This window comes from Thermovirga sp. (genome assembly GCA_012523215.1).
Taxonomy (GTDB): Bacteria; Synergistota; Synergistia; order Synergistales; family Thermovirgaceae; genus 58-81.
Map to the genome: position 1 here is coordinate 1 of JAAYIZ010000197.1, position 24,206 is coordinate 24,206.

General features: G+C 59.2%; 27 protein-coding genes. 20 read left to right on the forward strand and 7 right to left on the reverse strand.

Features of this window, described 5'->3' with window-relative positions; translation table 11 throughout:
• The 9 genes from GX108_05420 to GX108_05460 all read left to right on the forward strand — a co-directional run.
• Positions 1 to 285, forward strand: a 285-nt coding sequence (locus GX108_05420; GenBank protein NLO56476.1) for a hypothetical protein, incomplete at its 5' end; no start/stop codon positions are given.
• The gene (locus GX108_05425) at positions 282 to 1,013 is read left to right on the forward strand and encodes an aspartate/glutamate racemase family protein (GenBank protein NLO56477.1); all 732 of its coding nucleotides are present in this window, start codon (positions 282 to 284) and stop codon (positions 1,011 to 1,013) included. The genes GX108_05420 and GX108_05425, both read left to right, overlap by 4 nt.
• 152 nt (positions 1,014 to 1,165) lie before the next feature.
• Positions 1,166 to 1,591, forward strand: coding sequence for an Hsp20/alpha crystallin family protein (locus GX108_05430; GenBank protein ID NLO56478.1), 426 nt, complete (start codon positions 1,166 to 1,168; stop codon positions 1,589 to 1,591).
• A gap of 136 nt (positions 1,592 to 1,727) precedes the next feature.
• On the forward strand, positions 1,728 to 3,608 hold the full coding sequence (gene htpG, locus GX108_05435) for a molecular chaperone HtpG (GenBank protein ID NLO56479.1): 1,881 nt from the start codon (positions 1,728 to 1,730) through the stop codon (positions 3,606 to 3,608).
• A 55-nt stretch (positions 3,609 to 3,663) separates the two neighbouring features.
• On the forward strand, positions 3,664 to 3,930 hold the full coding sequence (locus GX108_05440; GenBank protein NLO56480.1) for a hypothetical protein: 267 nt from the start codon (positions 3,664 to 3,666) through the stop codon (positions 3,928 to 3,930).
• Between the two features lie 92 nt (positions 3,931 to 4,022).
• Positions 4,023 to 4,304 carry a DnaJ domain-containing protein gene (locus GX108_05445; protein NLO56481.1) on the forward strand — a complete coding sequence of 94 codons (282 nt, stop codon included), beginning with the start codon at positions 4,023 to 4,025 and terminating at the stop codon, positions 4,302 to 4,304.
• Between the two features lie 34 nt (positions 4,305 to 4,338).
• Positions 4,339 to 4,512, forward strand: coding sequence for a hypothetical protein (locus GX108_05450; protein ID NLO56482.1), 174 nt, complete (start codon positions 4,339 to 4,341; stop codon positions 4,510 to 4,512).
• Positions 4,513 to 4,518: 6 nt separating this feature from the next.
• Complete coding sequence (locus GX108_05455; GenBank protein NLO56483.1) at positions 4,519 to 4,704, forward strand: hypothetical protein; 186 nt, start codon at positions 4,519 to 4,521, stop codon at positions 4,702 to 4,704.
• A 145-nt stretch (positions 4,705 to 4,849) separates the two neighbouring features.
• The gene (locus tag GX108_05460; protein NLO56484.1) at positions 4,850 to 5,164 is read left to right on the forward strand and encodes a translation initiation factor; all 315 of its coding nucleotides are present in this window, start codon (positions 4,850 to 4,852) and stop codon (positions 5,162 to 5,164) included.
• A 41-nt stretch (positions 5,165 to 5,205) separates the two neighbouring features.
• Here GX108_05460 and GX108_05465 read toward each other — a convergent pair whose 3' ends face one another.
• Together GX108_05465 and GX108_05470 are read right to left on the reverse strand one after the other, a co-directional pair.
• Positions 5,206 to 5,706 (reverse strand): hypothetical protein, encoded by a 501-nt coding sequence (locus GX108_05465; GenBank protein NLO56485.1) that lies wholly within the window; start codon positions 5,704 to 5,706, stop codon positions 5,206 to 5,208.
• Between the two features lie 4 nt (positions 5,707 to 5,710).
• Complete coding sequence (locus GX108_05470; GenBank protein NLO56486.1) at positions 5,711 to 6,241, reverse strand: hypothetical protein; 531 nt, start codon at positions 6,239 to 6,241, stop codon at positions 5,711 to 5,713.
• 206 nt (positions 6,242 to 6,447) lie between these two features.
• On the opposite strand from GX108_05470, the gene GX108_05475 reads away from it, so the two are divergent.
• From GX108_05475 to clpB, 5 genes are all read left to right on the forward strand, one after another.
• Positions 6,448 to 7,956 (forward strand): hypothetical protein, encoded by a 1,509-nt coding sequence (locus GX108_05475; protein ID NLO56487.1) that lies wholly within the window; start codon positions 6,448 to 6,450, stop codon positions 7,954 to 7,956.
• Positions 7,957 to 8,060: 104 nt separating this feature from the next.
• A complete protein-coding gene (locus GX108_05480) occupies positions 8,061 to 8,426 on the forward strand; it encodes a hypothetical protein (protein ID NLO56488.1) in 366 nt (121 codons plus the stop codon).
• 246 nt (positions 8,427 to 8,672) lie between these two features.
• Positions 8,673 to 10,559 (forward strand): molecular chaperone DnaK, encoded by a 1,887-nt coding sequence (gene dnaK / locus GX108_05485; protein ID NLO56489.1) that lies wholly within the window; start codon positions 8,673 to 8,675, stop codon positions 10,557 to 10,559.
• A 76-nt stretch (positions 10,560 to 10,635) separates the two neighbouring features.
• Complete coding sequence (locus GX108_05490) at positions 10,636 to 11,592, forward strand: DnaJ domain-containing protein (GenBank protein NLO56490.1); 957 nt, start codon at positions 10,636 to 10,638, stop codon at positions 11,590 to 11,592.
• An 82-nt stretch (positions 11,593 to 11,674) separates the two neighbouring features.
• The gene (gene clpB, locus GX108_05495) at positions 11,675 to 14,281 is read left to right on the forward strand and encodes an ATP-dependent chaperone ClpB (GenBank protein ID NLO56491.1); all 2,607 of its coding nucleotides are present in this window, start codon (positions 11,675 to 11,677) and stop codon (positions 14,279 to 14,281) included.
• Positions 14,282 to 14,302: 21 nt separating this feature from the next.
• On the opposite strand, the gene GX108_05500 is transcribed toward clpB, so the two are convergent.
• Positions 14,303 to 15,673: a PAS domain S-box protein gene (locus GX108_05500; protein NLO56492.1), complete on the reverse strand. Its 1,371-nt coding sequence runs from the start codon at positions 15,671 to 15,673 to the stop codon at positions 14,303 to 14,305.
• Positions 15,674 to 15,867: 194 nt separating this feature from the next.
• Here GX108_05500 and GX108_05505 point away from each other — a divergent pair, with 194 nt between their 5' ends.
• A complete protein-coding gene (locus GX108_05505; GenBank protein NLO56493.1) occupies positions 15,868 to 16,032 on the forward strand; it encodes a hypothetical protein in 165 nt (54 codons plus the stop codon).
• Between the two features lie 94 nt (positions 16,033 to 16,126).
• Here GX108_05505 and GX108_05510 read toward each other — a convergent pair whose 3' ends face one another.
• Positions 16,127 to 16,528, reverse strand: a complete 402-nt coding sequence (locus GX108_05510; GenBank protein ID NLO56494.1) for a hypothetical protein — start codon at positions 16,526 to 16,528, stop codon at positions 16,127 to 16,129.
• A gap of 178 nt (positions 16,529 to 16,706) precedes the next feature.
• Between GX108_05510 and GX108_05515 the strand changes: the two genes are divergently transcribed.
• Positions 16,707 to 20,036: a hypothetical protein gene (locus GX108_05515; GenBank protein ID NLO56495.1), complete on the forward strand. Its 3,330-nt coding sequence runs from the start codon at positions 16,707 to 16,709 to the stop codon at positions 20,034 to 20,036.
• A gap of 80 nt (positions 20,037 to 20,116) precedes the next feature.
• Here the strand turns inward: GX108_05515 and GX108_05520 are convergent, their stop codons facing one another.
• A complete protein-coding gene (locus tag GX108_05520; GenBank protein NLO56496.1) occupies positions 20,117 to 20,437 on the reverse strand; it encodes a cupin domain-containing protein in 321 nt (106 codons plus the stop codon).
• Between the two features lie 257 nt (positions 20,438 to 20,694).
• Between GX108_05520 and GX108_05525 the strand changes: the two genes are divergently transcribed.
• A complete protein-coding gene (locus GX108_05525) occupies positions 20,695 to 20,979 on the forward strand; it encodes a pyridoxal-phosphate dependent enzyme (GenBank protein NLO56497.1) in 285 nt (94 codons plus the stop codon).
• Positions 20,948 to 21,178, forward strand: a complete 231-nt coding sequence (locus GX108_05530; GenBank protein ID NLO56498.1) for a hypothetical protein — start codon at positions 20,948 to 20,950, stop codon at positions 21,176 to 21,178. Before GX108_05525 ends, GX108_05530 begins: the two co-directional genes overlap by 32 nt.
• Before the next feature lie 71 nt (positions 21,179 to 21,249).
• Here GX108_05530 and GX108_05535 read toward each other — a convergent pair whose 3' ends face one another.
• Together GX108_05535 and GX108_05540 are read right to left on the reverse strand one after the other, a co-directional pair.
• Positions 21,250 to 22,050 (reverse strand): bacteriocin family protein, encoded by an 801-nt coding sequence (locus GX108_05535; GenBank protein NLO56499.1) that lies wholly within the window; start codon positions 22,048 to 22,050, stop codon positions 21,250 to 21,252.
• A gap of 28 nt (positions 22,051 to 22,078) precedes the next feature.
• On the reverse strand, positions 22,079 to 22,441 hold the full coding sequence (locus GX108_05540) for a ferritin (GenBank protein ID NLO56500.1): 363 nt from the start codon (positions 22,439 to 22,441) through the stop codon (positions 22,079 to 22,081).
• 315 nt (positions 22,442 to 22,756) lie between these two features.
• On the opposite strand from GX108_05540, the gene GX108_05545 reads away from it, so the two are divergent.
• A complete protein-coding gene (locus GX108_05545) occupies positions 22,757 to 23,875 on the forward strand; it encodes a histidinol-phosphate aminotransferase family protein (GenBank protein NLO56501.1) in 1,119 nt (372 codons plus the stop codon).
• 97 nt (positions 23,876 to 23,972) lie between these two features.
• The coding region (locus GX108_05550; protein ID NLO56502.1) for a biotin transporter BioY at positions 23,973 to 24,206 on the forward strand (234 nt) is incomplete at its 3' end.

Consider the following 24,206-nt stretch of genomic DNA (forward strand, 5'->3'; position numbering starts at 1 on the left):
AGGCACCTCAAGGGGATACTGGAGATGATCCAGGCCCTGGACGTGATCATGCCGGGGATCAACGGGAAGCACACCCTCCTCTACGGGGTGGAAGTGAAGTTTTACAGCCTGAAGCTCGCCCTCGACCGCGACCTGATGACCAGCGTACCGGGCCTCTTCGCTTCCGGGGACGGCGCCGGCGTGACCAGGGGGGTCATCCAGGCTTCGGCCAGCGGCATCGTGGCCGCGAGGGGAATATTGAAGAACCGCAAATCGTTAATCACCTACAAGGAGGCTACTCCATGAAAACCATTGGGCTGATCGGCGGCCTGACCTGGGAATCCACCATCGAGTACTACCGCATCATCAACGAGGAGATCGCCCAGAGGCTGGGCGGCGTGCATTCCGCCCGCATCCTGATGCACAGCTTCGACTTCCAGGACATCGACACCCTTATGCTGGCAGGGCACTGGGAGGAGATCGGGGCCAAGGTGGCTGAGGCCGGCCTGGGGCTGGAAAGCCTTGGTGCGGACTTTCTCCTGATCTGCTCCAACACGATCCACAAGGTGGCCGAGGCCGTCTCGGGGACGGCGTCGATCCCCCTCATCCACTTGGCCGATGTGACTGCCAAGGCCGTCAAGGAAAAGGGTATCGGAAGGGTGGGCCTTTTGGGCACGATCTTCACGATGGAGCACGATTTTTACAAGGACCGCCTGGCCGATAGGCATGGCCTGGAGATCCTGGTTCCCGAAAAGGATGACAGGAACTTCGTAAACAGGGTGATCGACGAGGAGCTCTCCCTGGGAGAGTTGAAAGAGGCTTCGAAGGCACGCTTTCTCCGGATCATAGAAGACTTGGCCCACCGGGGCGCCGGTGGGGTCATCCTGGGCTGCACCGAGATTCCGCTGTTAATAAAGCAATCCGACACGCCCGTGGCCGTCTTCGACACGACGCACCTCCACTCCCTGGCAGCGGTCGAGGAGTCCCTCGAGGAGGACAGTTTGGTAAAGATCGAGGAGAAGAAGGACCCTTGAAAAATTGCAAAAAAAAAGGAAACCAGGTAAAAAATCGTGATATTTACCCCCCCAAGGGGAGAATCACTAACCTATACTGACTAATATATTTGACCTTTACTGACGAAGTCTGGTATCCTTCCTTTAAGACAAGCAAAAGGAGGGGGTTTTTCATGAGGCAATTGATTCCGTTCGGCAGGGGAATGGGCATATTCGACGAAATGGACGATCTTTTCAGGGGTTTCTCGGACGCCATCAGGCCTATGACGCGGAGGTACGTCCCCGTCGACATGTACGAGGAGAACGATGAGGTCGTCGTGAATATCGACGCGCCCGGTTTCGACCCGTCCCAGATAGAGATCAAGACGTACTCCGACAGGGTGGATATCAGCTCCAAGGCCGAGGAGAAAGCCGAAGAGGAAGACGGCAAGACCTGGTACATGAGAAGGGGCAGCAGGACCATGAACCTCTGTGTGACCCTTCCTACCGAGGTTGACCCCGACAAAGCCCAGGCCAATTTCAAAAACGGGGTTATTTCTCTCAGGCTCCCCAAGAGTAAGGCGGTCCAGGGTCGCGTCCTGGAACTAAAGCAGGAATAAGTTCGATCTCTTCAGCCTGATCGCTCCTTCCGGAGATCGAGGCATTGGGGCGGCGGTTGACCCCGCCGCCCTTTTTTCAATGGGCGCTCCAGGGGAGCGTCGGCGATAAAATGAAACCCATTTCCAAGGAGGCCCCGTGATGTCCGAGAAAGAATCCTTCCAGTTCCAGGCCGAGGCCAAGCAACTCCTGGACCTGATGATCCACTCCGTCTACTCAAACCGTGATATCTTCCTCAGGGAACTCGTGTCCAATGCTTCGGACGCGCTGGATAAGCTACGCTTCGAGGCCCTCACCGATGAAAACCTCGCCCCCCTCGCAGAGGATCTGCATATTCTCATCGAGACCGACCCCGAGATCCGGACGCTGACCATCTCCGACAACGGCATCGGCATGAGCCGGGCCGAATTGGTGGATTTCATAGGGACCATCGCCCGGTCGGGCACGAAGGAGTACCTGTCCATCCTCAGGGATAAAGGGGCGGGCTCCTTCCCGGAGGAACTTATAGGCCAGTTTGGCATAGGCTTCTACTCTTCCTTTATGGTGGCCGACAGGGTCTCCCTGGTGACGCGCCGGGCGGGTGAGGCCGCGGCCTGGAAGTGGGAGTCGCCCGGCGATGGCAGCTACACCCTCGAGGAAGCCTCCCGCGATGTCCAGGGGACTTCCGTAACGCTCTTCCTGAAAAAAGACGAGGAGGACGAAACCGCCAGGGATTATTCCGACCCCTCCGTGATAAGGGAAATTATCAGGCGGTACAGCGACTTCGTGGCCTGGCCGATAAGGATGAAGGCCAAAGACGGCTCCCTGGAGACCCTCAACTCCATGAAGGCCCTCTGGACCAGGCCGGAGAAAGAGGTAGCCGAGGAGGAGTACGACGAATTTTACAGGCATCTCACCCACGACTGGAACAAGCCAATGAGGAGGGTCTTCTTCAAGGCCGAAGGCGGGATGGAGTTCAGGGCATTGCTCTACATTCCCTCCCGGGCCCCGCTGGATATCTTCATAAGGGACCTCTTCAGGGGCATCCAGCTCTACATCCGCCGCGTCTTCATTATGGACGACTGCCGGGAATTGGTTCCCGAATACCTCCGCTTCCTCAGGGGCCTCGTCGATTCCGAGGACCTCCCCCTCAATATCTCCAGGGAGATGCTTCAACAGAGCCGCCAGGTGGAGACCATAAAAAGGAGCGTGGCGAGGAAGGTCCTCGAGGGCCTCTCCGGAATGCTCAAGGAGGACAGGGACGCTTATCTCTCCTTCTGGAAGAACTTCGGGAAGGTCCTCAAGGAAGGGATATTTTCCGACGAAAGGAACCGTTCCAGGATCCTCGAGGTTTCCCTCTTCGACACCACCGCCCCCGACGGCCCCGTGACCCTCGAGGAGTACTTGGCCAGGATGCCCGAAGGCCAAGAGGAGATCTACTACGTGACGGCACCGAGCCTGACGGTGGGCAAAAGCGCCCCTCACCTCGAGGCTTTCGCGGAAAAGGGATACGAGGTGATCATCCTCAGCGACCCCGTGGACGAAATATGGTCCCCGGCCGTCGATGAATACAAGGGCAGAAAGATCACCTCCCTTTCGAGAGGGACCGTCGGACTCCCCTCAGCGGGCGGACCGGAAGAAAAGGGCGAGGAAGCTTCGCGGGAAGACCTGGAAACCCTCCTGGGGGATCTGGGTAAAGCCCTCTCGGGGGAAGTGAAGGAAGTGAAGGTCTCCTCGCGTCTCAAGGCTTCGCCGTCATGCCTGGTGGGAGATGCCTTTGACCCGACGCCCCAGATGGAAGCTTTCCTGAGGGCGGCCGGACAGGAAGTTCCCAGGGTAAGAAGGAACCTGGAGATAAACCCCTCCCACCCCTTGGTCAAGAAATTAAAAAGCATCCATGATGGCGACCCTTCCGATCCCAGGATAGCGAGGTACGCCAAGATCCTCTTCGGCCTCGCGTCCCTCTCCGAGGGTGGAAGCCTGGACGACCCGTCGGCCTTCAGCCGCGAGGTCGCTGAACTGCTGTCGGAGCCGGTATAATTGACTGACCGTACCATGGGCATTGTAATCACCATCTCAAGGGGAGGTGGACTCCATGTCCAGGGCGTTCGTGGATGAGGACAGCGAGGTTCATCTCAACCGCGAGAGACTTGAGCGAGAGAGAAAGCTCCGTGACTGGTTGGCCATCCAGGAGAAAAAACTGGCCTTCCTGGGGTCGGACCCCAAGGCCGAGGCGATGGACCAGGACCTGAGGAATCGGTGGCTGCGAGAGACCCGGGAAGATATCGAGCACACCCGCAAACTGCTGGAGGAGCTCACCCTGGCCGACGGGAAGCGTCCCTCCACCCGGGGCGGCGCCTGATGCTTATTATCGTCCGCCTCTTACGGATGGTCCTGCCCCTTGTGTTTGTGCTGCTGGTTTACCGGGCCTTCTCGGACCTATTCCACCGGTGGATGGCCCAGACAAGCCGCCACAGCGGCAGGGGGTATCGCTCCTACTCCCCCCCTCCCGCCGGAAGGAGGCCCGCCAGGGATCCCTACGAGGTCCTGGGCTGCGTATCGGGCGACAGCGATGAGAAGATCAGGAAAGCCTACAGGAAATTGGTCGCGAAGTACCACCCCGACAAGTTCATCGGCCTCGACCTGGACAAGGAGTTCGTCGACCTGGCCGCCAGGAGGTTCCAGGAGGTCCAGGAGGCCTACGAGCATATCAGGCGGTCCCGGGGATTCGCCTGATGACACCCTTCTTTGAGAGAGGAGAGTTGGAGGAATGACGAAAAGACTTCTGATCATGGCAGTGCTCCTGGCTACGGCCCTCGCGGTCGGCAAGGCGGCGGCTTCACTGGCGGAGGGTGAACTCCGGGCAACCCCGGAGGCCCAGGCCGAAATGGTCGGGATGGGAAGCGTTCTGACCCTGGCCCCCGAGACCCTTTCCGGAGGCTGAGCGAGAGTGGTGGTCGCCACGGTGCGTGGCGGCGCCCCGGAAAACACGGAAGACTTCAGGCCCGTCGAGGGCGAGGGGTTCCTGCTCTGGGTGGATCGTTCTCTCCGCTTCAGGGGCGAGGGCATCGACCTCGCCGTGGGTTACGCGGGCAGCAGGAAGGTGGTCTACGCCACGAACTATATTTCCAGGTGAGCGAGCACCTGGGCGGGAGGGGTGATCCATGGCCGGGAAAAAGTCCAGGAAGATTCCCGTCGACGGAACGGCCGAAAGGGTTCCGAACACCCTCCTGGGAGACCTCCTGAGGGAGCACGGACTTCTTGGATCCGACGGCGGATCCATGGCAAAGCCGCGGGAGGCGCCCAGGGCGGCCCCTCCCGCTGAAGCCGAAGCCCCCGATCTTTCCCGCGTGGACAAGATCATCCTCAGGGTCCAGCGGAAGGGAAGAGGGGGCAAAACCGTGACGCTCCTTTCCGCCCCCGGTGGAGGGCTTTCACCCGCCGCACTGGAACCGCTCGCAAAGGACCTCCGCAAGGCCCTGGGCTGCGGGGCCAGGGTTGAGGACGGGTCGGTGGTCATCCAGGGAGATAACTCGGAACGGGCCGAGAAGTGGCTCCTCCAGAGGGGAGCCAGGAGGGTCATCAGGGGTTCCTGATCGTCTTTAAAGGGTCACGGGCATGGCCGCTTCAGAAACCATCATCGGTTCCGCTTCGCGTACCATTCCCGCAGACGGGAGATCTCCCCCGGGACGTTCTCTCTTCCGGCCTCGCCCTCGAAGCTCATCAGCGCCGCGACCTTGCCCAGGTGATAGGGGCTGCGGCTGATGGGGAAGAAGGGGCCCCGGTAGACAATGAAATCGTCGTAGAGGACCCATTCCAGGATGCCCGGGGCGAGCCTTTCCTCGGCGTTAAGGGTTGGTCCCGGGCCATACTTCAGCATCAGGGAAGCTCCCCGCTCGTCCCCGATGAAGGCGAAGGAGTCGCCCTCGGCTTTCAAGGCCACCAACAAAACGCCCCCCTTCCTGTCCACGAAGATATCGTGGAAACCCCAGAAGGGGGGGTTGAAGACCAGGATCCTCTTTCCTTTCAACCCTTCGAAGTATTCATCCAACCGCGGGGCCCTCTCGGCCATATCCCCGGTGGTGAAGGGCAACTTTTTCCTGCCCAGGAGGCGGTCCAACAGCCCCAGGGGGTCCATCGCGTCAATCGGCCAGGAAGTCGGCGAGTTTGCCTGACAGTTCGTCCCAGGTCATCGGGAAGGTCATCACCGAGGCCAATTTTATGCTATTCTGTTTTTTCTTGTTGAGGCCTCCCATGAGGCCCTCCTTGGCTTGGTCGGTGGTGAAGATGCTGTACCTTCGGTTCCCCCTGGATTTGGTGATATCCACCAGGATCCACCGGAAGGACCCAGCGGCCAGGGCACTCCGAGCGGTGTTGAGCTGCAGCAGTTCCACCTCCGAACCCGAGCCGCTCTGGTCGCCTATTTCGATTACCCGTGGTTTCGCCCCCATGTACATCTTGAGGTTGAAGAAGATCGACCTGGTCCGCCCCTCCTTGCCAAGGAAAACACCCAGGTCGAAGCCGAAGTCGGGCATCAGGAAGAATTCGTCGATCCTGTCGTCTTGCTGCAATGCCGAGAGCACTTCGAGCACCTCGTGCATGAAGCCCGTTCGGAAACTCTCCTCCGGGTGGGAACCTTTCTGGATTTCGGGTTCAAGGCTGTGTGCCGCCAAGGCGATCATCCCCTTCCATATAAGACACTCCCCTTGCGCTTGTCCTAGGGAGAGCGCACAGCGGGAACCGCTTCAGTTCAAGTGAATCCGATTATAACCCAAGGAACTGGAAAACATGAAAAATTCCACTCCTTCCCCTTCCATGGACTATACTTATTAGTCATGTAGATCACGAAAAAATGCGAAACCGCGAGGAGGGCTCCCCCATGCTTTTTTCCAGGACTTTCATCCCTACCGCCAGGGAGGCCCAGAAGGGGTTGACCGACCGATCGGTGGCCTGGTTGAGCAGGGCCGGATTCGTGTCCGCCGACCCCGAGGCCGGTGAACTGAACCTGCTCCCCCTGGGTTTAAGGCTCTGGGAAAAGGTGGCCTGCTCTTTCCGCGACCTGGCCCGGGAGAAGGGCATCCAGATGGTCGACTTCAAGGAAATGTCGGAGGATTCCCTTTCGATCTCCCGGAAGGCCGTCAAGAGCTACCGGCAACTTCCCCTATCCTTCGCCGACGTCGACCCCAGGAGGATCGACGCCTGCGGCTTCGCGGCCGACCCGGACGAGGCGGCCCTCGGCCGCGACGGGTTTCTCGATATCGCCCGGCAGATCTCGCGCGAGGCGGGCCTGGCTCCCCGCAACGGGTGGACCATCGAGGAGACGAGGCGCTACGTGGCGCTGGCGGCCGACAGGGGTTCGTGGCACTCCAAGGAAGGGTTCATCTGCCCTTCCTGCGACTGGTGCGGCGATGACGACGCGCCGGCGAACCCCACGGCCAGACCTTCCGGCGGTGAAGCACCCCTCCGGGAAGTCGAAACCCCGGGCGCTGATACCATCGCCGAACTCTGCAGGCAACTGGGTGTATCGCCCGATCGGACCCTGAAGACCCTGTTCTACGCCGCAGGGCAGGAAACCGGCAAGGAGGTGCTGGCGGTTCTCGCCAGGGGGGACCACCAGGTCAACGACCGGAAGCTTTCCCACGCCCTCGGCGGCGTCGTGGTCCGCTTCGCCGATCCGCTGGAGATAAGGGAAGCCGTGGGCGACCTGGCCGGCTACCTTGGTCCCGTCGGGCTCCCGCCGGGCATCCGGCTCCTCGCCGACGGCCATGTCGAGGGCAGTCCCTGCCTGGTCGCGGGGGCCAACAAGCCGGGGTTTCACCTGCTCAACGCTTGCTGGGGACGGGACTACGGGGTTTCCGCCGTGGCGGACCTGGTCAGCATCCAGGAAGGCTTCCCCTGTCCCCTTTGCGGTTCGCCCATCGTGGCATCCCAACTGAGGAGCATTGCCGTGGCCATGACGCACCCCGAGCCCTCGCTCCTGACCTTCCAGCGCGAAGGGGGAGCTCTTTCAAGGGCCCATCGCTGGGAGGGAACTCTTTGTGTCACTCCCCTGGTTCTCTCCCTGGTGGTGGATGAAAAGATTCCGCCCCGGTTCGCCCCTTTCGACGTAAACATCCTGATAGCGTCCATGAGGAACGATGATGCCGTAGGCCTGGGCAACGTCCTGGCCGAGAGGCTGGAGGAGAGAGGCTTCGGGGTTCTCCTGGACGACCGCGACGAGAGGGCGGGAGTGAAATTTTCCGATGCAGAACTGGTCGGCCTTCCCGTGACCGTGGTAGTTGGCAGGGAAGCCTCGGAAGGCATCGTCGAAGTGTGGAAGCCCGACGGAGCCCGGGAGGAACTTCCGGCCGACGGCGTCGCCGACCAAATTTCGCGATGGATCAGGTAAAACTGCCCAGGGGATGATAGGCCGTTTTACCCATAACCTCCGGCGGAGCAACAAAATATAATGATGGCAACAGGGATTCGTGAAAACACCCGGAGGTGAAAGTTATGAAAAAGAGAGCTGTTCTTCTGGCCCTTGCGGCCGTGTTAGCCATCGGTTCAGCGGCTTATGCCTACGGAGGGCCTTACGGGTCTTTCGGCGCGGGGATGGGCTTTGACGGTTTCTGTGGTCCCAGGATGATGCACAGGGGCGGTTACTCCAGGGACAGGAATGTCCGGAAGGTCGACTACCCCAAGGAAATCCTCGACAAGATGAATGAACTGCAGCGGACCCGTCTCGAGATGAGGCTTGCTCTCACCCAGGATGAGCCCGACGTCAACAAAGCCAAACTTCTTTTCTCGAAGGCGCAGGATATCAGGAACGAGATCTCCCTTTGGCGCTTTGAACGATACATCGAATCGTTGAAGAAATAGCAGGACCATCTCCTCCCTTCCGCGGGGCCTTTGGCCCCGCTTTTTTCTTGAAGAACAATTCCTTGAAAATGAACGAAAAAAGAGATAAATAAGTAAAAATAGGAATTATATATCCCTAATAAGGATATATGGCTCCTTAAAATGTTGCCTGATGAATATTGACCTATATAATTGTCAGGGTAAAGGTCAACATTAGTCAGGCTTTTTGCGGTTCTTGCCGCGAAAGAGCCAAAAGGGGGAATGTTCATGTCTCGAACCGTCGGGATAGATCTTGGCACAACAAACTCCGCCGTGGCCGTCCTCGAGGGGGGACAACCCACGGTAATACCCAATGCGGAGGGGAGCAGGACCACGCCTTCGGTGGTGGGTTTTACAAAGGACGGCGAACGATTGGTGGGTATCCTCGCCAGGAGGCAGGCCGTGCTTAACCCCAAGGGGACCGTTTCTTCCATCAAGCGTTTCACGGGAAGGAATTACGACGAGGTCGGCGAGGAGATGAAGATCGTTCCTTACACCGTCGTCAAGGGGGAGAACAACTCGGTCCGCGTGGAGGTGGAGGGCAAGGAGTACGCCCCGGAGGAGATCAGCGCCCAGATCCTGAGAAAATTGGCACAGGACGCCTCTTCCTGGCTCGGCGAAAAGGTGACCGACGCGGTCATAACCGTCCCGGCCTACTTCAACGATGCCCAGCGACAGGCTACCAAGAACGCCGGGAAGATAGCGGGGCTTAACGTGCTGCGGGTCGTGAACGAGCCGACGGCGGCGGCCCTGGCCTACGGCATGGATAAGAAGGATAACGAGACCGTGATGGTCTTCGACATGGGCGGGGGTACCTTCGACGTCTCCATCCTGGATGTGGGAGAAGGCCTCTGCGAGGTGCGCTCCACCTCGGGCGACACCCACCTCGGCGGTGACGATTTCGACAAGCGCGTCGTCGACTGGCTCGCCGACGAGTTCAAGAAGCAGGAGGGCATCGACCTTAGGAATGACAGGCAGGCCCTGCAGAGGCTCTACGAAGCGGCCGAGAAGGCTAAGTGCGAACTGTCGAGCCGTACCAGCACCGATATAAGCCTGCCCTTCATCACCGCCGACGCCAACGGGCCGAAGCACCTGTCGACCAACCTCACCAGGGCTAAGTTCGATGAATTGACGAGGCACCTCGTCGAGAGGAGCCTGGAGCCCATGAAGCAGGCACTGAAGGACGCCAAGCTCGAGGCCAAGGATATCGACGAGATTATAATGGTGGGTGGCTCCACCAGGATTCCTGCTGTCCAGGAACTGGTCAAACGTTTTACCGGCGGCAAGAACCTGAACATGACTGTGAACCCCGACGAGGTGGTGGCCGTGGGGGCCGCCGTCCAGGCGGGGATCATCAAGGGCGAGGTCAAGGATGTCCTTCTGCTGGATGTCACACCCCTTTCCCTCGGCATCGAGACCCTGGGCGGCGTCATGACGAAGATCATCGAGAGGAACACCACCATACCGGCCCGCCGGTCCGAGGTGTTCTCCACCGCCGAGGACAATCAGCCTGCGGTGGACGTGGTGGTGCTCCAGGGCGAGCGCGAGATGGCCCGGGACAACAGGAAACTGGGCAACTTCAAACTCGAGGGGATTCGACCCGTCCCCAGGGGGATACCGCAGATCGAGGTAACCTTCGACATTGACGCCAACGGCATCCTCAACGTGTCCGCCCGCGACAAGGAGACCGGCAAGGAACAGAAGATCGCCATAAGCAATTCCACGAACCTGGCCGAGAGCGAGATCAATCGGATGGTCGACGAAGCCCGGCTCCACGCCGAAGAGGACAAAAAGAGGCGCGCCTGGGTCGACGCCAGGAATGAGCTCGAGGCCGCGTCCTACCAGGTAGAAAGGATGATAGCGGATCTCGGCGACAGGGCCCCGGCCCATGAAAAGGCCAGGGGCGAGGAACTGGTCAGGGAGGCCAAGGAAGCCATCTCCAAGGAGGAGGAGACCCCCAGGCTTCAGTCGCTGACGCAGGACCTGAAGCAGGCGGCGGCAGCGCTCTCCCAGCATGAAGGTCCTTCCCAGGCTGAGGGACCCGAAGGGCCAGCCGCCGGGGGTGGACCAGGCAAGGAAGAGGATGTAATAGACGCCGAATTCAATGAAGGTTGATGCAATTAAAAAAGGGGGCGTGCCGTAGGCATCGCCGCGACAGGACAGGCGCCCCGGTCAGGGTGGAGGAGTTTCGATGAAGTTCAGGGATTACTACGAGATCCTCGGAGTGCCGAGGAACGCGTCGCAGAAGGATATACAGAAGGCTTACAGGAAACTCGCGAGGAAATACCACCCAGACGTCAACAAGGAGGCCGACGCTGAAAACCGCTTCAAGGAGATCAACGAAGCCTACGAGGTTCTCCGCGACGCCGAAAAAAGAAAGAAGTACGACACCCTCGGGGCTAATTGGAAGGATGGGCAGGACTTCTCTCCTCCCCCCGGATGGGAAGGGGCCTTCCAGTTCGGCGGCGGGGGCGGCGGCAGTCCCTTCAGCGACTTCTTCGAGGCCCTCTTCGGCAACCTGGGGGGGTTCACCACCATGGAAGGGCAACCCTTCCATGGGCGTTCCCTTCGCCGTCGCGGCCGGAACCTGGAGTCGAAAATTGAACTGACCCTCGATGAGATAGCCTCCGGGGGGAAGAAGCGCGTCGAGTTCGAGGTCCTCGCCCGGGGCGCCGACGGGCGCGCCCGCAGGAGTCGCAAGTCCCTCGAGGTCACTATCCCCAGGGGGGTGACCCAGGGTTCGAGGATCCGCCTTGCCGGCCAGGGTGAAAAGGGAAGCGGCGGCGGCCCTGCCGGTGATCTCTACCTCGAGGTAGAAGTCGTTAAGGATCCCTGCTTCGAGATCGAAGGCCAGGACCTCCGCACGACCGTGGACATCACCCCCTGGGACGCCGCCCTCGGAGGGAGCGTCCAGGTTCCCGTCCTGGGTGGCTCGGTGACGATGAAGATCCCCGCGGGGACCCAGAGCGGCCAGGTGCTCAGGATCAGGGGCAAGGGGCTGCCCGGCAGGGGGGACTGCGCCGGGAACATACTGGTCACCGTGAAGATCGCCGTGCCCAGGAAACTCACGGACAGGGAACGGGAGCTCTTCGAGGCGCTGAAAAAGGAGTCGGCGTTCAAACCCGAGACTAAAATCAGAAAGCGATAGATATTTGTCAAAAGTGTAGGTCTGACCCCTCAGTAGGTCTTTGTCAAAAGTGTAGGTCTGACCCCTCAGGAGGAGGTTGCCCATGGATCTGAATAAACTTACCCTCAAATCCCAGGAGGTGCTCTCGAGCGCTCAGAACATAGCCGTGACCATGGGACACACCGAGGTCGACGGTGAACACCTGCTGCTGGCCCTCCTGCGCCAGGAGGACGGGCTCATCCCCCGGCTTCTCGCCAGGATGGGCGTCCACCCCGAAGAAATATCGGAAGAGACGGAAAGGGAACTCTCCCGCAGGAGCAGGGTGACCGGACCCGGCGTCGAGCCGGGAAAGATCCACCTTTCCATGGGGCTTTCGAAACTGCTCGTCTCCGCCGAGGAGGACGCCGCCAGGATGAGGGACGAGTACGTCTCGGTGGAGCACCTGTTCATGAGGCTCCTGGAGGAAGGCAATACCACCGCCGCGGGGAGGGTCCTCGCCAAGGCCGGCGTTACGTCCCAGGCTTTCCTCGCCATCCTGCAGGATGTAAGGGGCAGCCAAAGGGTCCAGAGCGCCGATCCGGAGGGGACCTACGAGGCCCTGGAGAGGTACGGCAGCGACCTGGTGGTCCTGGCGAGGTCGGGCAGGCTCGACCCCGTCATCGGCCGCGACGAGGAGATCCGCAGGGTCATCAGGATACTGAGCCGCAAGACGAAAAACAACCCCGTTCTCATCGGCGAACCCGGCGTCGGCAAGACGGCCATCGTGGAGGGGTTGGCCCAGCGCATTGTCCGGGGCGACGTCCCGGAAGGGCTCAAGGATCGTTCCGTCTTCGCCCTCGATATGGGAGCCCTCCTTGCCGGGGCCAAGTACAGGGGCGAGTTCGAGGAACGGCTCAAGGCGGTGCTGAACGAGATCAAGGAGAGCGACGGCCGCATCCTGCTTTTCATAGATGAACTGCACACCATTGTCGGCGCCGGCAAGGCCGAGGGAGCCATCGACGCCGGCAACATGCTCAAGCCCATGCTCGCCAGGGGCGAACTTCACTGCATAGGGGCCACCACCGTCGACGAGTACCGCAAGCACATCGAGAAAGACGCCGCCCTCGAACGCCGCTTCCAGCCCGTCCTAGTGGAAGAACCCACCGTGGAGGACACCATATCCATTCTCAGGGGGCTCAAGGAACGTTTCGAGGTCCACCACGGCGTCAGGATACAGGACAATGCCCTGGTGGCCGCCGCTGTCCTCTCGAACAGGTACATCTCCGACCGATTCCTCCCCGACAAGGCCATCGACCTCGTCGACGAAGCCTCGGCCCTTATACGCACCGAGATAGACTCCCTCCCGGCCGACCTGGACGCCGCCGCCCGCAGGGTGATGCAGATGGAGATCGAGGAGGCGGCCCTTTCAAAGGAGACCGACAAGGCCAGCGAACAGAGGCTGGAGGTGCTGAGGAAGGAACTCCAGGGCGTCCGTTCCGCCGCCGACGCTATGAGGGCTCGTTACGAGTCGGAAAAGCAGGCCATTGGGAAGCTCCAGGGCTTGAGGGAACAGATAGAAAACGTGAAAAGGGATATAGAAAGGGCCGAACGGGATTACGACCTCAACAGGGCAGCCGAACTCAAGCATGGCAAACTGCCCGACCTCGAAAGGAGGCTCGCCGCCGAGGAGGAGATGCTCGTCTCCCGACAGGGCGGCGAAAAACTGCTCCGAGAGGAGGTCACCGCCGAGGAGATCTCCCGGATAGTGTCGCGCTGGACGAGCATACCCGTGGCGAGGCTTCTCGAGGGCGAGAGGGAAAAACTGCTGCGCCTCGATGAAATCCTCCACAAGCGGGTCATTGGGCAGGACGAGGCGGTCCAGCTTGTGGCCGACGCCGTCCTCAGGGCCCGTTCCGGGATAAAGGATCCGAAGAAGCCCGTGGGCTCCTTCATATTCCTCGGCCCCACCGGTGTGGGGAAGACCGAACTGGCCCGCACCCTGGCGGAGGCTCTTTTCGACTCCGAGGAGAATATGATCAGGGTAGACATGTCAGAGTACATGGAGAAGCACTCCGTCTCGCGCCTCGTCGGAGCGCCCCCCGGCTACGTGGGGTACGAAGAGGGGGGACAACTCACGGAGGCCGTCCGGCGAAAACCCTATTCGGTGATACTCTTCGACGAGATCGAGAAGGCTCATCACGACGTCTTCAATATCCTGCTGCAGATCCTCGACGACGGCAGGCTCACCGACAACCGCGGCCGCACGGTGAACTTCACGAACACGATAATCATCATGACCAGCAATATCGGAGCTTCGGACCTCATGGAGGGTATAACCCCCTCCGGGGGTATACCCGACTCGGTCCAGGAAAGCGTCATGCGCCAGGTAAGGGCTTCCTTCAGGCCCGAATTTCTCAACCGGGTGGACGATATCGTCCTCTTCAAACCCCTCACCGTAGGGGAAATAGAACAGATCGTGGACCTGCTGGCCGCGGGTCTCCAGAAACGGCTGAGGGACCAGGGAATAACCCTCGAGATCACTTCCGCCGCCAGGAACCATGTCGCCCGCGAGGGCTACGACCCGGTGTACGGTGCCAGGCCGCTTAAACGTTACATATCCAGGGAGATCGAAACCCCTATCGCCCGGCTGATCATCTCGAAGGGGCTGGGTGAGGGTTCGCAGATCGTGGTGGACGAACAGGAAGGAAAGTTGGTGACGCGCGCCTCCTAGGCAGTATTGGCGGGGCTGTCCCTACCTTTCGAAGCGGAAGCCCTTTTCAAAGACCCGCAGGCAGGCCTCGACGACCTTGGCGTCGAAAAGAGTCCCGGCGCCGGAACGTATCGCGTCAAGGGCCGCCTCCAGGGGATAGGCCGGACGGAAGGGCCTGTGGGAGCACATGGCCTCTATTACATCGGCCACGGAGAGGATCCTGACCTCCGGGAGTATTTGTCTGCCCTTCAGCCCCCTTGGGTACCCCGATCCGTCCATGCGCTCATGGTGCTGGGAGACGATATGGGCAATGGGCCAGGGGAAGGAGATGCCCCTCAGCGTTTCACTTCCGACTTCGGGATGCCGTTTGACTATCTCGTACTCGAGGGCCGTCAGCGTCGTGGGCTTGTTGAGGATCTCCCCCGGGATATGGAGCTTGCCGATGTCGTGGATCAGTGCCGCCATCCAAAGGCCTTTCAAAACGTCCTCGGGAAGTCTCATTTCCTCGCCTATCGCCCAGGCCAGCTGGGCGACGCCCTCCTGGTGGTCGGCGGTGTAGACATCCCGAATTCTCATGGTTCCCGCGAGGACCCTCACCGTCTCGTCGAGCACCCTTTCGAGCCTGTCGTTGCTTATCTTGAGGGATTCCTCTATCCGTTTCCTATCGGAGATGTCACGCCCCACGGACTGGTACTCGACAATGTTCCCCTTGCTATCGAAAAGGGCCGTATCGACCCATTGCTGCCAGCGGGTCTCACCCGAGGGGAGGATCGTCTCTTCCTCGGAGATTTGGGTGGGGGATTCCGGGGTCAGTTTCTTCAGTCCTTCCAGGGTTTCCTCTCTATGTTCACTGGGGATGTGGGGGGTCATGGGGGTGCCGATAATTTCGTCGCAGGTCGTCTGGTAGTACCGGCAGTAGGCGTCGTTGGCGAAGACGACCTTCCAGTCCGGGGAGTATCGGACGATGACCTCCTGCTGCTGTTGAACGATGGCCCGGTATTGCTCTTCGCTCCTTCGTAGTGCCTCCTCCGCTTTCTTGCGGTCCGTGATGTCACGGTACATGGCGTAGACGGCCACTCGCTGGCCCTCTTTCACTATCGGAACGCCGAAGGCCATGACGTGAAACCTGGTGCCGTCCTTCTTCTGACGGACGGTCTCGAACATCAATTCCTCGCCCCGGATGGCGCTTTGGGTGCGCTCCACGGCTTCGATGTTCAAGTGCTCGTCGAAGGCGACCAGCCGGTCGAGGTCGTGACCGATTACTTCCTCTAGGGCGTAGCCGAAGAGTTCGCAGAAGGCCCTGTTGGCTTTGCGCACAACCCCATCGAGCCCCTGGATGACCACTCCTTCAGGGGAGTTCTCGAAAAGACCTTCGAAAAGTACGTCATGATCGGGGATCATACCGAGCCGCATCGTATTGCCTCCTGAAGAGGAGGATTCATTCATACGAAAAATAGTATAACATAATGTACACTTTCTATACAACGCGCTGAAAAAAGCCTCACTCCCCTTGTCATTTCGAGGCCTTGATACTCCCCTGTTCTGGGTGTTATCATTTTACTGGTGGAAGATTTCAGCTACGAGCCCTTCCGCCGGGAGGATTATCGATGGAAGAAAAGAGAGTCATTATAACGAACCTGGCCTGCACTTCCGACCTGTGCTCCCTGGTCGAATACGACATCCAGGTACTAAGGGACCTCATCGATAACATGGAGGCGGGTTGGGTCGAGTCGCAGGTCATGGATTCCAAATGCTGTCCCGACCGGGAATGAGGTGAACCTTCACCCCCAGACGGACCAGCCACGAAGGGGAGCCGGCTCTCCGAGAGGGCCGGCTTTTTGCACGCCCTGGCGGGTACAAGAGGGGTCAGAAGGCAAATATACCCAGGCAGAGGATGATGAACCCGGCGAGGAACACGACACCAGCCAACCCGACTGTAAAGGACGGGCCCTTGTCCATCAGCGAGAGGATCACCTTTCGACTCTGATCATACTTGAAGATGAAGCAATAGGCTTTCACAAGCGAAAGGGTCACGAAGAGGGTCAAGACCCAGGACAACGTTACCGACGATGTGATCTCCACGTACCAGGTTATCAGGACGAGGATCGCGGCAAAGACGCCGGCGGGCCAAAACCACACGGGCTGCTTCTCGGGGATGAGGACTTCGTTGAACAGATCGATCCATCTTTGGCCTCTCAAGGCGATTACCGGCGCCAGGGAAACCATCGTCGTCCCAAACAGGAGAGCAAGAAACCTAAAATAAATCATACTCTCTTCATCTCCTCCCAGGTAATTTGTATCGGGTTGGACAGGATCGCACCGACGAATTCCCGCGGGCCAATACTACTGATATCATTATACATAAGTCGCTTGTGTTCCAGCGGGATCCTTTTTCCAGATTTCCCTTCTCCCGCAGTTTAAAACAGGCGCCAGGGAGTTGATGCTATTGCGCTCCACGAGGGGATTTCTTCCGCTCCTCCTTTCCGTATTTCTGGCGGCGTCGCTTTTTGCGTTCAGCAAACCCGCCGCCTCGCAGGAAGACCTTTCATGGCTGCGTCCGGGGGACCTGGTGCCGGATCAGTTCGCCTTCAGCGGGGGGTCGCCCTCGCTGGAAGAGGTGAGCGAAGCATTCCTGAAAACCTTCGGCGAGAACCCCGCCCTTTGGCCGGAGGAATTCCGCCGCATCCACGAAATCCAGGTTGCTTTCAATAGGAGAGCCCTCGCAAGCCCCAAGTTCAAGGGCCAGTTCGACAAAGAAGCCCTGGCGAAGATGAAGGCCCAGGAAGCGGACCCCGTCGCTTACTGGGCCCGGTGCCTTTATGACGGCTGGGGCTTCGAGGAGTGGTTCAACAACGACCACCTGACGGTGCGGGATGTCCCCAGGGGCTTACTCAACCGCTTCCTGGCCGAGTTCTTTCCCCTGTCGTGGCAGGATATCAGGAGCATCGTCCGCGTCGAGGAATACATGCTCGGGCTTTCCGACAAGGAGTTCGTCCCCTACAACGACTACGAGGGCAAGGTGCTCCAACAGAAAAAACGCGACGTCCAGCAGTACAACTCTCTCGTGGAGAAGGTCACGGAAGACTATGCCAGGAAAAACGACATCCCCATGCTTCTCTTGATGTCGGAGAGGATAGACACCAACTGGGTGGGCGACGACGCCTTCGAGGCTTCACTCCTGAAACAGGGAAAGAGGCTCTCCCAAAAAATCCAGGATGTGGCAAACGATATGAACGGAAGGTTCCGCGCCGCTTTCTACAGGGCCTGCCCCAAGCTTACCTATTCCTGGAACTCCGAACCCTGGTCGGAGGATCACGTCGTTTTCAATGGCAACCCCGTCCGGAAGAGCCCTAACACCGACTACGTGGGAACGAGCACCCGGATAGAGCATCCTTATATCGGCGAGAAGGTCACCATCCAGGAACAAAAGGTAACCTCCGGTCCAGCCCTGATGCTCCAGTGGGGAACATCCCCCACCCACTCGACGGAGTACGACCGGGGTGCGGTGGTCGAAAACAACGCACCGGAATACATGGTAGCCCGGAAGCAATATGGGGAGACCAGGGAATTCGTCCTCTCCCTGTATCTCGATCGGCTCTCCGGCTTCGGCTACGAAGTCTCCTTCGCCCCCGTGGGAGGATTGCGTTTCCCCGAGGCGGTCGAGGCGGAATTGATTAAAGCTGTCACCGGGGCCTTCCTCGAGGCCGCAGAGGAATCCTTCGGCAGCTGCGCGAAAAGGACGGCAAAGGAGCCGGACCCGCCGAAGGAGCCAGCCCCTCCTCCGAAGGAGCGCGAGAAGGAAGGGCCTCCCAGGAGGGTAACTCTCCGACCGGCCAAGGTAGGGAATATGCTCGTCGATGACGATCACCCGGAAGGAGCAACCTTCACACTGGCGGTATGGGAGAAAGACCGGCGGATCCCCCAAGCCGAAGTGGCCATAAGGAAACCCGAGGTAGGAACCGTCTCTACCAGGAACGCCGAAGGCGGGGACGAAAAGTGGCTTATCCTTCGTACAGACCCCCTGGGAGAAGCCACGATAACCTACACGCCACCCCCCCTGGCGGAGCTCAAGATGCTGGGGCCAAGCCGGTGGGATGTGCGCATCGCCGCCGAGGACAAGGAGAGCGGAGCCAGGGATTCGATCGCCTTCAGAGTGAGCAGGCCCAAGGGGCTGGACGCAATGATGGATCACAGGGTCTTCCCCGCCTTTGCCGGGTTCAGAAACACCCTCCGCTTCCGTTTTGACGGGAAAGGTTCCCAAAACGACAGGGGCGAAAAGTACAGGATAAAGATCACCGTCATGAGCGGCAACGGTTCTCTCTCCCTCGACCCGGAAGGCTCAGGGGGCAAGAGCGCCTTCGCCATGGAAGTGGAGGCAGACAAGGATCACGTCCTTTATTATCGTTGGCACGGCCCAAGGGATCTCGACGAGCCGGCGACAGAATCCATTCTTCTCCAGATACCTGAACTGGAGCTCGAGGAAACCGTCGCCTTTTCCGTGGGAGTGGCGATCGAGATCCATTCGGCCCAGCAGGAGCAACTGGAGGTGGAACAGCCAGGGCTTTTCGTCCCCGTCAAGGTATACGTCCAGGATAAATTTCACCCCGATCTCGACATGGCCGAGTTTTTCCGCACCTTCCTCATGAAGCCCACGCTGGTCATAAGCCAGGCGGATTTCAAACCCTTCGACCCCGAAGAATCCATGCCAAAATTGAACCTGGCGGCGCTGCTCGATCACGTGAGGGGGGCCGGACTTCCCCAGGATTCGGTTTCCCTCGAGCCGGAGACGTGGTCCCTCGCGAAGGATGCTTGTTCACGGTGGTTCCTCGTCGCCGGGGCGATGCCGGGAGGTCCTGTCCCCCCGAACGCCTTCCCGGGGATCATCCTGTGGGACTACGGAGACTATACATTCAAAATAAGCATGAACGTCAGCGATTCCCGTGGGCTCCCGGTGGAGCCGTTGGGCAGCGCCATGACCTTGGCCCTTCGTATCGGTCCCTTCTCCACGGGCGACAGGGGAGCCGACCTGATCCTCCCCATGATACTGACCTATTCGGCCCTTTTCCCCGGGGAGGAGGCGAGGCAGTTCTCGGTCCGGGGCAGGAACCTCCTGCAAAAGGGAGACCTGGCGTCCACCTCGGCCACGGTGGGGGAGTATTTTTCAAAACGGCTTTCATCGGTCGCCTTCAGCGAGGGGATGGACCCCCAGGTGTTGGAAAGGTTGGAATTCCTGGTGCACAAGGCCCACGGTCTTTACGGGGCCGAACTCTCGAGCACTACCCTCGAGGAATCCCTCTTCCAGGCCAAGCTCAACTTCCTCTGCGCCGCCGCCGGAGAGTACGCCGAGGTCTTCCTCTCCCAGGGTTACGACCTTTCAAAACTGGCGGACTCCCCCTCGATCGACCATAGCGGCCCCGAACTCGAGGTCCTCGAGATGATCAAGGGATTCCTCGAAGGGTACGGCGAGTACGGCATCCTGGCCCTGACCAGGAAAAACATACGGTACCTGGCGATCTATGACGAGTCGGGGAAAGAGCTCTCCGAGTTTCATGGCCAGGTCTTCGGCGGCGGCGGGGAATCGAGGAGGGTATTCTTCGGGAAGAACTCCGTGGTGGTGCCCTTCCACCTGGGGGAGAACCTGCTGATCAACCTGAGAAGCAAGGGAAAACCGGTGGACGCCATAAAGATTCTGCCCAACGGCATCAACGTGCAGCGCCTGGGCTTACAGCCGGGGAGCGAGACCATAAACGTCTACGGCGATGTGGTGCGGCCCTAAACGGGTGGAGCGCAACGTGAAAAAAGGCGCCGACTTCAAAGTCGGCGCCTTTTTTGAACGTGACCGGCGTTGCTTGGATCTTACTTATAATCCTCCCGGGCAGGCCAAAAAGCATCGATCACGTGGCACTCGGTGATCCCCTGGGCTAGGTGCGGAACCCCCGAAGGAATCACCAGCACCGACCCAGGCCCGAGGGTCCACTTCTTCCCCTCGGAGGTTATTTCCAAGGTACCCTTCACGACATTGACCACCTGCTCGTGCTCGTGAGAGTGTTCCGGCAGCGCTGCTCCCTGCTCGATCACCCACCACGCCATGGTCATGTGGGGAGAGTGTACGAATTTGCCGTGGACTCCCTTCACGACCTCCCTGGGCTCCATCTTCTTCGTATCGGTGTGCTCCATGGCGTGACCCCCCTGTCACAATTTTTTAAAAACAAAGGATATACTATAATACCAACCTAGTTTTATGCTTCTGGTCCTCTCTTTAGCCGGCCCTGAGGATCACCCGATTGATCTGGACCCTGTCGCCTCTTTTTATCTCTAATGGAATATCATCCCCTCCTGAGATTATCACTTTTTAAATTCAGCATACTGCAAAAGGTTTGAAAAAAATTAAACTATCAGACTAATATTGAAAAAAATTTACTGAAAAATTCGATCTGGCGGTCCTTCCCACACCGATACAGCCCGCCGGCAGGCTCTCAGCCCTGCTGGGAAGCGAGAGAGTGCTGCTGAAGAGGGATGACCTGACCGGCATGGCCCTTTCAGGAAACAAGATCCGGAAACTGGAATACTGCGCCGCCGACGCCCTGTCCCAAGCCGCCGATGTGCACATAACCTGCGGGGGTCCCCAGTCCAACCGGGCGAGAGCCACTGCGGCAGTGGCGGCCAAACTCGGCCTGGAATACCACCTTGTACTCAACGGACTCCCGGGGGCTCCCTGAGGGCAACCGCTTCCTCGACCTCCTTTTCGGCGCCAGGTCAACCTTCGTTTCCGTGGCCGACCTGAGAGACCAAGACGAGAGCATGGGAGAGATTGCCCAGATCTACCGGTCACGGGACAGCAGGCCCGCACAGCCTGGGGAGGATAAAAAACCAAGGGATGCCGGGGGCTTCGCGCCCCCGGCATCCCTTTTATTGTGACCCTGTTTCAAGCTTTTCCCGACCGACCTTGTTTGTTAGCAGTTCATCGCCCGGTATATTTGCCTTGGGATTTACAGGACCAGTGGCACCACGGCGTTGGGTTCTAATACCCTGAAGGAGAAGGATTCGGCCATAAAGAACTGGACCTTGTCTCCGGTGGAGCACTCAAAGCCTATGGAGAAATCCTGCCCCAGGGTGAGTTCGAAGTCGCCACCCCTGGAGGAGACCAGGAAGCCGCCCTCCAGTTCCGGCGCGAGGATGATCCCCCCGTCGAAAAGGGAGGTGATCCTCTTCCTGAGGGGGTAGCCCTCACCGGCGACATCGATGGCCTTCCAAAGCTGGGGACCCGCGACGAGGATGTAGGGACCCTCGACGGCGCTTTTCTGGAAGAACACGAGGCCCTCGGAGACCCCGGCCATGATGCTCCTGGGGTTTTCGGTGGTGACGGAGATCTGGTGTTCCTCCCCCGCCTGGGCCAGCCCGACGATACAACCGGGCTCAAAACCATTGTAAAGGGCGTTTTCCTCGAAGGATGCGATCTTTTCGGCAGCGCTTATCAGGTTGTCCAGTTCCAAGTCTTTGACGCCCCGGGCCACGTTATCGAGTTCCCAAATATCCATCTCGAAGAAAGAGCGGGTCTCCACCAGGGGCTGGACGACATGGACCCCCCAGCGGACATCTTCCTTGTCCTCGCCGGCAGAGACATCGAGCCTACCCGTGGATACCACGGCGTGATCCCAACCGAAGGGCCCCAGCACGTCTACGAACTTCCTGCCGGAAAGTCTGCTCTTCAGGACCTTGATCGCCTGTTCGTCTATCTCCTGCCAGGCGGCATCGCTTATCGGGGATATGGAACGCTTCAGGATGTCCATGCTTTTTCCCTCCTTTCCCTTTCGTAGCCTATCCTTTGAGGCTTCCTATACCCAGGCTGCCGCCGGACGAGGATTTTTTGGGAGCCTGCTCACCGGCGACCTCAGCCTCCTCCACTTCCGTGATGGGAGCCTCGGTGAAAAGGAAGGTCCTCAACATGTCGTCGAAGACCGGCATTTTTCTTCGGAGCCACTCGAGCATCATCGCCGCGTGCTCGATCTCCTCATCCCTGTTGTGAATGACTATGTCCCTGATGGTACTGTCCTTGGTGGTGACGGCCCGTTGGTGGTACCAGTCGATGGCCTCGATCTCCTCCTTGAGGCTGTTCAAAGCCCTGCTGATATCCCTGTCCTCCGCGGACAGTTCCTCGACCGGTTCGTGGTAGTTGGACACGCTCATATCCTCCCTTCAGAATCTAGGTTGTTCGGGGTCTTCGTTTGAACCTCTATCTTTAACCGAACAACATGGTATCATCACGCCTCCGACAGGACAACCTGTTGGGGCCAGATCTTGATTTTGAGCATTTGTATATCATAACTGCAGAAAAACCGTATGGCGTGAATCAGGAATCGTGAGTTGGGAGTCGAAATCGCAAAGGGGGAAAATACAAACGGTCAACAGAGGAGGGGAGGAGATTCACTATTTTACCGCTCGAGGCAAGTTTTCCTGTTATCATGCTCATGTATCCTGGAACAGGGAGTGAGAAGAATGAAGTGGAAAGAGAAGATGCCGGTGCCCGTGAGGGACAGGACTTTCACCGAGTACGGTTCATCCAGGGAAGAGAGGCCCGTCCTGGTGGATTGCGCCCTGGGAACCAACCCGTTGGGGTCCCCGCCATGGGCAAGGAAGATCATGGAGTCGGGGAGGCTGCCCGACCCGGGCGGTTACCCCGGCAACGACCTTCCCCTGCGGAAAGCCCTGTCGAACTCCTGGAAGGGCATCTTTTCTCCCGATGAGATAGTCACCGGCACGGGTTCCATCGGCCTCATCGTTACCCTGGCCGGGACCTTTTGCACAACGGGGACGTCAGTTCTGGGGATCGCCCCCCAGTTTCCCGACGGGCCCATGCATTTCCAGTTTGCCGGGGCATCCTACCGGTACGTCCCGCTCACGCCCCCGGACTACGACCTCGGTGTTTCATCCATCCTTGAAGCCATAACTGGTGATGAATCCATGATTTACATCGACCGACCCCATAACCCCACGGGTCAGGTCCCCCCCCTGGATAAGATGGCCCTTCTTGCGGAGGAATGCCGAAAGCGGGGTTCGCTTTTGATCATCGACGAAGCCTATGGTGATTTTCTTCCACCCGAGGAGTCGGCCCTGAACCTGACCTCGCCCTCGGTGGTGGTCCTCCGATCCTTCTCGAAGGGTCGCGGCCTGGCCGGGTTGCGCACCGGGTTCTGCGTAATCCGCGACGAAGAGGCCAGGGGGTATATGCGAAAGGTGGCGCCCCCCTTTTCGATAAGCTCCATGGCGATGGAGATGGCGACAGCGTCCGTTCTTGATTCCGATTATGTCTCTCGCTCAAGGGAGACGGTGAGGAATGTCAAAACCAGGGTCATGGATATCCTGGAAGGGACCGAGGAGATCTCCGTCGCAAAGACCCACCCCGAAGTACCCATTTTGCTGGCGTCTTGGGGTCGAGGTCCGTTGGACCTCTACGAAATCCTGATGGAACAGGGTATTAGGACCGAACCAGGAACCTGCTTTTCGGGTCTTGGTCCCGAAAGCGTACGGCTGAGGGTGCCGCCCCCCGAACAGTTGGAGGTCTTCGAACGGCTTTGGGACAGAGCTTTCGATACAAGGAAAGATTTACAAATTTAGTCCGCAAGGCTTGCCTTGTCATTTATCCCCTCCCACGGTAGAATTTCCCCATGTCATGTCAACCAAGAAATATCTAGGTTGACAATGGGGGTAGATCATGCGCTTTCCGGTGAGGACCATGACCCTTTCAGCCCTTTTCGCGGTCCTTACCGCGGTGGGAGCCTTCATCAGGATACCCTTTCCCCTTGTGCCCATAACCTTGCAGACCTTTTTCGTATTTCTGTCGGGAGCACTTCTTGGGTCGCGAGCCGGGGCCCTGGCCCAAGTCCTTTACCTGGGCATGGGGCTTATAGGGCTACCCATTTTCAGTGGAGGAGGGGGTCCTCAGTAC

What these genes read in the sequence shown, in the direction of transcription:
- GX108_05490 (NLO56490.1), top strand. Translation starts at nt 10,636, where the DNA reads ATGAAGTTCAGGGATTACTACGAGATCCTCGGAGTGCCGAGGAACGCG.
- GX108_05430 (NLO56478.1), top strand. Translation starts at nt 1,166, where the DNA reads ATGAGGCAATTGATTCCGTTCGGCAGGGGAATGGGCATATTCGACGAA.
- GX108_05475 (NLO56487.1), top strand. Translation starts at nt 6,448, where the DNA reads ATGCTTTTTTCCAGGACTTTCATCCCTACCGCCAGGGAGGCCCAGAAG.
- GX108_05465 (NLO56485.1), bottom strand. Translation starts at nt 5,706, where the DNA reads ATGGACCCCCTGGGGCTGTTGGACCGCCTCCTGGGCAGGAAAAAGTTG.
- GX108_05500 (NLO56492.1), bottom strand. Translation starts at nt 15,673, where the DNA reads ATGCGGCTCGGTATGATCCCCGATCATGACGTACTTTTCGAAGGTCTT.
- GX108_05505 (NLO56493.1), top strand. Translation starts at nt 15,868, where the DNA reads ATGGAAGAAAAGAGAGTCATTATAACGAACCTGGCCTGCACTTCCGAC.
- GX108_05450 (NLO56482.1), top strand. Translation starts at nt 4,339, where the DNA reads ATGACGAAAAGACTTCTGATCATGGCAGTGCTCCTGGCTACGGCCCTC.
- clpB (NLO56491.1), top strand. Translation starts at nt 11,675, where the DNA reads ATGGATCTGAATAAACTTACCCTCAAATCCCAGGAGGTGCTCTCGAGC.
- GX108_05460 (NLO56484.1), top strand. Translation starts at nt 4,850, where the DNA reads ATGGCAAAGCCGCGGGAGGCGCCCAGGGCGGCCCCTCCCGCTGAAGCC.
- dnaK (NLO56489.1), top strand. Translation starts at nt 8,673, where the DNA reads ATGTCTCGAACCGTCGGGATAGATCTTGGCACAACAAACTCCGCCGTG.
- GX108_05440 (NLO56480.1), top strand. Translation starts at nt 3,664, where the DNA reads ATGTCCAGGGCGTTCGTGGATGAGGACAGCGAGGTTCATCTCAACCGC.
- GX108_05510 (NLO56494.1), bottom strand. Translation starts at nt 16,528, where the DNA reads ATGATTTATTTTAGGTTTCTTGCTCTCCTGTTTGGGACGACGATGGTT.
- GX108_05520 (NLO56496.1), bottom strand. Translation starts at nt 20,437, where the DNA reads ATGGAGCACACCGATACGAAGAAGATGGAGCCCAGGGAGGTCGTGAAG.
- GX108_05480 (NLO56488.1), top strand. Translation starts at nt 8,061, where the DNA reads ATGAAAAAGAGAGCTGTTCTTCTGGCCCTTGCGGCCGTGTTAGCCATC.
- GX108_05445 (NLO56481.1), top strand. Translation starts at nt 4,023, where the DNA reads ATGGCCCAGACAAGCCGCCACAGCGGCAGGGGGTATCGCTCCTACTCC.
- GX108_05425 (NLO56477.1), top strand. Translation starts at nt 282, where the DNA reads ATGAAAACCATTGGGCTGATCGGCGGCCTGACCTGGGAATCCACCATC.
- GX108_05545 (NLO56501.1), top strand. Translation starts at nt 22,757, where the DNA reads ATGAAGTGGAAAGAGAAGATGCCGGTGCCCGTGAGGGACAGGACTTTC.
- GX108_05535 (NLO56499.1), bottom strand. Translation starts at nt 22,050, where the DNA reads ATGGACATCCTGAAGCGTTCCATATCCCCGATAAGCGATGCCGCCTGG.